The sequence below is a fragment of the Streptomyces sp. CO7 genome (assembly GCF_053474865.1).
Window position 1 is genome coordinate 27,723 of the sequence record NZ_JBRIOU010000009.1, and the last position, 5,171, is coordinate 32,893.

Sequence of the window (5,171 nt, forward strand, 5' to 3'; positions counted from 1 at the left end):
TCCCCGGCGCGTCCACGGCCCCCCGGACCGCGTCCTCCCCACCACGCGGGAGCCGGCGCGCCGCGAGCCACAGGAACGACACCGCGTACGCGGCGAGCACGGCGAGACCGGCCCACCACGGCAACGGGAAGTACCCCGTGGAGGGCGCGTAGTGCGCGACGACGTGGCGATGCTCGACCAGGGTCTGCTGCGCGGCGAAGCCGGCAGCGGGGGTGACCCGCAGCAACAACATGCCTATGGCACACGCAAGTTGCAGAGCGGCTTTCGCATCACAGCGTGATGCTGCTATGCCTGTGCGCATGCGCTGACGAACGTATTCTTTTCCGCAACGATCGTTGGCGAACCTGGTTTTTCGCCTGTGGCGGCCCGCAGGTTCGGGCTGTGAGTACGAGTAACAGCCCTGGCAAGCCGACCCCTGAGAGGCAGACAGCACATTGAGTGAGCCCGGCCCCCCGCCCCCCATCGTGGTCCGCTATCGCGAACTCCTGGCCGAATGTGGCCTCGAGATGGAGACCCACATCCCCGACCTGCTCAAGAGCACCGGCGTGCCGGAACCGCACCTCCGCGCTCTGCTGGAAGGCCACACACTGCCCCCGGACGACCCGGATGACCGGGTGAGGCGCAGGGTCCGCTACCTGTACGAGTCGAGGCCCGATGGAACCGATAAGGCCGCCGACGTCAGGAAACTGGCTGCCGCCCTGCACTCGACGACTACGTGGGTCAAACGCATCCTCGCGGGGGACGCCAAGCCCAGCCTGACCGCTGGACACGACCTCTGCCGGTACTACGACGTGCCCAGCGACTACCTCACTGCCGCTCCCGACGAAGCCGTCCATCGGGAGTTGCAGCGCCTCGTGTTCGAGCTTGAGGTCAAGGTAAATCCAAACAAAACGCTCGCCGACTTGGGCGTGCGCCACGTCGCCGGTCGTGGCGGGAACTGGGACAGCGACGCGATTGTTGCCGTCGCCGCCATGGTCGCGGACATCCGGAACAGCCTCGGCGCTGTTGAAGGAGCCCTTGCCCGACTCGAAGAACGGAGCGATCAAGGATGACTGGCCGGACCTGCCGCTCCACAAGCAAGGCGCAGCGCAAGCTGATGGCCGAGCTGGCCAGGGCAGTTCTCGCCCGCGCTGACGTGCCGACCGCCCCCCAGGCGCTCTTTCAGGCCCTCTGCGACGCCATGAGCGAGCGCCGCAGCCGCCCGGTCTCGCTCATCATCCGGCCCTTCCCGGCCGAGATCGCCGACACCACGGGCCTGTACTTCGACCTGGCCGACCAGGACGTTGTGGTCGTCGAAGAGCGGCTCGACCCGGACCACCAACTGGTGGTCCTCGGCCACGAGCTGTGGCACATGGAAGCTGGGCACTGCGGCCACCAGGTCGGTGAGGCCGCAGTAGCGGCCCGCACCGTTCTGACCTCCGAACCGGCACTGCTCGATGCCGTCCTGCGCGTTGCGGCGCGCAGTCACTCCAACGCCGCCGACGAGCGGGACGCCGAAGGCTTCGGGCTGCTCCTCAGCACCCGCATGCGGAGCTGGTTGGACGAGGGGACCGGCACCACCCCGCTGGACGACGTCGCCCAGCGCATCGACACATCTCTCGGCTACCCAGGCCCCAAGGGGTAGGCGGTGGTCCTGACGCATCCCTACGCGGTGACGGCGATCATCCTGATCGCCTCACTGCTCTACAAACTCCCGACCGTCATCAGGGCCGGCCGCAACCCTCTGCTGCGGCAGGTCGGCGGTCTGCTCACCGCGGCGTGCGGCGTCTTCGTCTTCGCGCAGCCTGCCACCGTCGCCGTCGTCAACCGGGCTGTAGGCATCACCAACGTGTCGGCGCCCTGGGTCTACAGCCTCCTCACCGGCTTCTGCGCCTCGTGCCTGCTGCTGATCACCCGCTGGCGAGGCGGCACACCGCAGACCGTCCGCCGAGCCAGCTACTGGGTGTACGGCGGCTACGGCACCGTCATGGCCGCGCTGTGGATCCTGTTCGCCCTCGGCGACGCAGACGTCGAGCGGCTCCAGGACTTCGATACCTACTACGCGACCACTCCGTTCATCCGCGAGATGATCGTGCTCTACCTGACCGGCCACATGGTCGCCGTAGTCATCACCTCGGGCCTGCTGTGGACGTGGGAGAGCCGGGTCAGGGGCACCGGCTGGCTGCACACCGGCGTAGTCCTCCTCAGCGTCGGCTACGCCACGAACTTGGCCTACGACTTCGCCAAGCTCACACCGGTCGTGGCCCGCTGGTTCGGCAACACAGACCTGGACTGGATGAACACCAAGCTGGCACCGCCCATCGCGGCACTCGTCGGCGTGCTGATCGCCCTCGGCTTCATCCTGCCCCACCTCGGCGCGCACATCTCGCACCGGCTGACCGTCCGCCGTGACCACCGGGCCCTCGGCCCGCTGGCCAAGACCCTCAGCCCGGTCCCCACCGCGAGCACCTCCGTGGCTCTCGGCCGGTGGGCCCCCATCGACCTGCGGCTGACGCGCCGCCAGACCGCCATCCGGGACGCACTGCGTCACCTCGGACCGTACCTCGACGCCGACCTGCAGGAGCGCACCCGCAGAGCGTGCCTGGCCGTCGGCGGAACACCGGCCGAAGCCGACGCTCAGGGCGACGCGGCCGCCATCGTGGCCGCCGTAGCCAGCATGCAAGCAGTTACCCCCGGGCCGCCGCATACCGGTCGACAGGCTTACGACGGGCTGCACGACCTCCTGGCCATCTCCAGGGCCCTGCGCCGGCCCGCCGGCCTCCCCCTCGTACCCGAAAAGAGCACGTCATGACCGGCACCACCAGCACCCCCACAGCCGTGGTCATCGGAGGCGGCCTGACCGGCTTCCTCGTCGCGCGGGCACTCGCCGACGAAGCGGCCGTCACCATCGTGGAACGCGACTTCCTGCCGACGGTGCCTGGCCCCCGCAAGGGCCTGCCCCAGGCTCGCCACCTCCACAACCTGTGGTCCGGCGGCGCCAACGCGGTCGAGGAACTCCTGCCCGGCGCTCTGGCAGAACTGCAGGCCCATGGCGCGCGCCGCATACCGATCACCACCGGCATGGTCGCCTACAGCCCAGCAGGCTGGTACCGCCGCTGGAACGAGAGCCACTACTCCATCAGCTGCAGCCGCGACCTCCTCGACTGGGTCATCCGCGGCCAGGTCCTCGCCGACAACGCCGCCAAGATCACCGTGCTGCAGCAGACGGAGGTCTTGGGCCTGGCCGGTGACGCCGCCGCCGTGACCGGCGTCCGTATCCGGCACGCCGCCGGTCACGAAGAGACCCTGGCCGCCGACCTGATCGTCGACGCCAGCGGCCGCGCCTCCCGCACCCCTCGCTGGCTGGACGATCTCGGGCTCCCCGGACCCACCGCGCGGGTGGTCGACTCCGGTCTCGTCTACGCGAGCCGCACCTACCAAGCGCCTCCGAAGACACCCGCAGCGTGGCCGATCATCACCATCCAGGCCGACCCACGCAGTGACGATCCACCCCGCGGTGGAGCCATCCAGCCCATTGAGGACGACCGGTGGGTCGTTACCCTCTGCGGTGCCCGCGGCACTGAGCCGCCCCGCGATCCCGACGCCTTCGAGGCCTTCGCCGCCGAGCTGCGCCACCCCCTGGTCTCAGAGGCGCTCGTGCACGCGCAGCCCCTCACGGACGTGACGCTCAGCCGCACGACCGTGAACCAGCGCCGCTACTACGAGAAGACCCGCATGCCGCGAGGACTACTCGTCCTCGGTGACGCCGTCGCCGCGACCAATCCCACGTACGGTCACGGCATGGCCGTTGCCGCACAAAGCGCGCTGACCTTGCGCAACACCGTCCGTCAACGCGGCTTGCTCTCGCCGGGCCTCACCCGGCAGGTGCAGAAGGCCATCGTCCGGCACATCGAAACGGCGTGGACCTTCGCCACCGGCAGCGACGTCTTCTTCCCCGGCGCCTCTGAGAAGGGCCCGACCCTCACCGAGCGCCTGGCCGCGCGGTACATCGACCGCCTCATCCACACAGCCACCGGATCCGGTCGCGTGGCACGCCGCGTCACCGACGTCATGACCCTGGAGGCAGGGCCCGGCCGACTGCTCACCCCTGACACCCTGATCGCGGCCGCCTGCGGCCCCCTCAAGCCGCCTCTGCAGCAGCCGCCGCTCACCGCCGAGGAATGGCAGGCCATCCGAAACTGAGAGATCGCCCTCAAGAGCATCCTCGCTCGCGCCGGGCCGGGCCGGTACCAGCGCTCCGGGCTCCGTCGGCCTCCCGTCGTCCGCCTCACGGGACCACGGGAGGTTTTCCCTCGCGTATGGAGCTCCGCCTGAAGGATGGCCAACCGCTTCCGCGCTTTCACCAGGTCAGGCGGGACGTCAGTGGATGCGGGAGGGGCGCGCCGCTCGTGCCGCCGAGCGTAGCCGTGAGCCGCGCACGTCGGCGGCACGAGCGAGGAGGGCGAGCCGGGCCACGGCCACCTGGGGCCCGTAGCCGCGCGGCAGGAACCCCACGACGCCGGTGAACTGGGCCATGGTGGCGGCCGGCACCTGAGCAAGGCCGATGTCGGAGAGGCTGACCGCGGCGGGGGGAGCCCGGCGACCGGGTCAGCGGCCTGCCCCTGGGCGCCGACGACTACCTCGCCAAACCCTTCCACTTTCCCGAGCTGGTCCTGCGCGTCCGGTCCCTGGCCGGCCGGGTGCCCGGGCCCGGGTGCTGCGCGCGGCGGGCCTCGAGCTCGACCCGGTGCGCCGGACCGTCGTGCGCGACGGACGCCGCGTGGAGCTGTCCGTTACAGAGTTCGCCGTGCTCGAGGCGCTGCTGCGCGCACGGCCCGGCTTCCTGAGTGCCGAGAACCTGCTGGAGCAGGTCCGGGACGAGAACGCCGACCCCTTCACCAACACGGTGGCCGTCACCGTCGGCCGGCTGCGGCGCAAGCTGGGCGGCCCGCCGGTCGTGCTGACGACGCCCGGGGTGGGCTACCGCGTCGCCGGGCCCGACGACCCCGGTACCCCGGAGGGCCGCCGGCGCCCGGGCATGCCGAAGGGCCCCGGGCGGGGGAGCCCGGGGCCCTTCGGGTGAGGGAGTGCGGCGGGATCAGAAACGGTCGCCCTTCGGCTTGCCGCGCTGATCGGGGGTACCGTGCGGCGGCGGGCTGAACGGCTGGGCCGAGGTCCGCGGGGACACCGGC

5 protein-coding genes and 2 pseudogenes are annotated in these 5,171 nt (G+C 70.7%); 5 read left to right on the top strand and 2 right to left on the bottom strand.

What is annotated here, in order from left to right; translation table 11 throughout:
* Window positions 1–232, bottom strand: a pseudogene (locus ACOV8S_RS26805) (hypothetical protein); the annotation flags it as partial.
* Window positions 233–506: 274 nt separating this feature from the next.
* Between ACOV8S_RS26805 and ACOV8S_RS26810 the strand changes: the two are divergent.
* The 4 genes from ACOV8S_RS26810 to ACOV8S_RS26825 are packed head-to-tail and all read left to right on the top strand — an operon-like array spanning window position 507 to window position 4,182.
* A complete protein-coding gene (locus tag ACOV8S_RS26810) occupies window positions 507–1,052 on the top strand; it encodes a hypothetical protein (protein ID WP_448320935.1) in 546 nt (181 codons plus the stop codon).
* Window positions 1,049–1,624, top strand: coding sequence for a toxin-antitoxin system, toxin component (locus tag ACOV8S_RS26815; protein ID WP_448320937.1), 576 nt, complete (start codon window positions 1,049–1,051; stop codon window positions 1,622–1,624). Before ACOV8S_RS26810 ends, ACOV8S_RS26815 begins: the two co-directional genes overlap by 4 nt.
* A gap of 3 nt (window positions 1,625–1,627) precedes the next feature.
* A complete protein-coding gene (locus tag ACOV8S_RS26820) occupies window positions 1,628–2,791 on the top strand; it encodes an MAB_1171c family putative transporter (protein ID WP_448320939.1) in 1,164 nt (387 codons plus the stop codon).
* Complete coding sequence (locus ACOV8S_RS26825; protein WP_448320940.1) at window positions 2,788–4,182, top strand: NAD(P)/FAD-dependent oxidoreductase; 1,395 nt, start codon at window positions 2,788–2,790, stop codon at window positions 4,180–4,182. Before ACOV8S_RS26820 ends, ACOV8S_RS26825 begins: the two co-directional genes overlap by 4 nt.
* 177 nt (window positions 4,183–4,359) lie before the next feature.
* On the opposite strand, the gene ACOV8S_RS26830 is transcribed toward ACOV8S_RS26825, so the two are convergent.
* Window positions 4,360–4,515: a hypothetical protein gene (locus tag ACOV8S_RS26830; RefSeq protein ID WP_448320941.1), complete on the bottom strand. Its 156-nt coding sequence runs from the start codon at window positions 4,513–4,515 to the stop codon at window positions 4,360–4,362.
* 53 nt (window positions 4,516–4,568) lie between these two features.
* Between ACOV8S_RS26830 and ACOV8S_RS26835 the strand changes: the two are divergent.
* Window positions 4,569–4,969: pseudogene (locus tag ACOV8S_RS26835) on the top strand (response regulator transcription factor); the annotation flags it as partial.
* Between the last annotated feature and the right edge of the window lie 202 nt (window positions 4,970–5,171).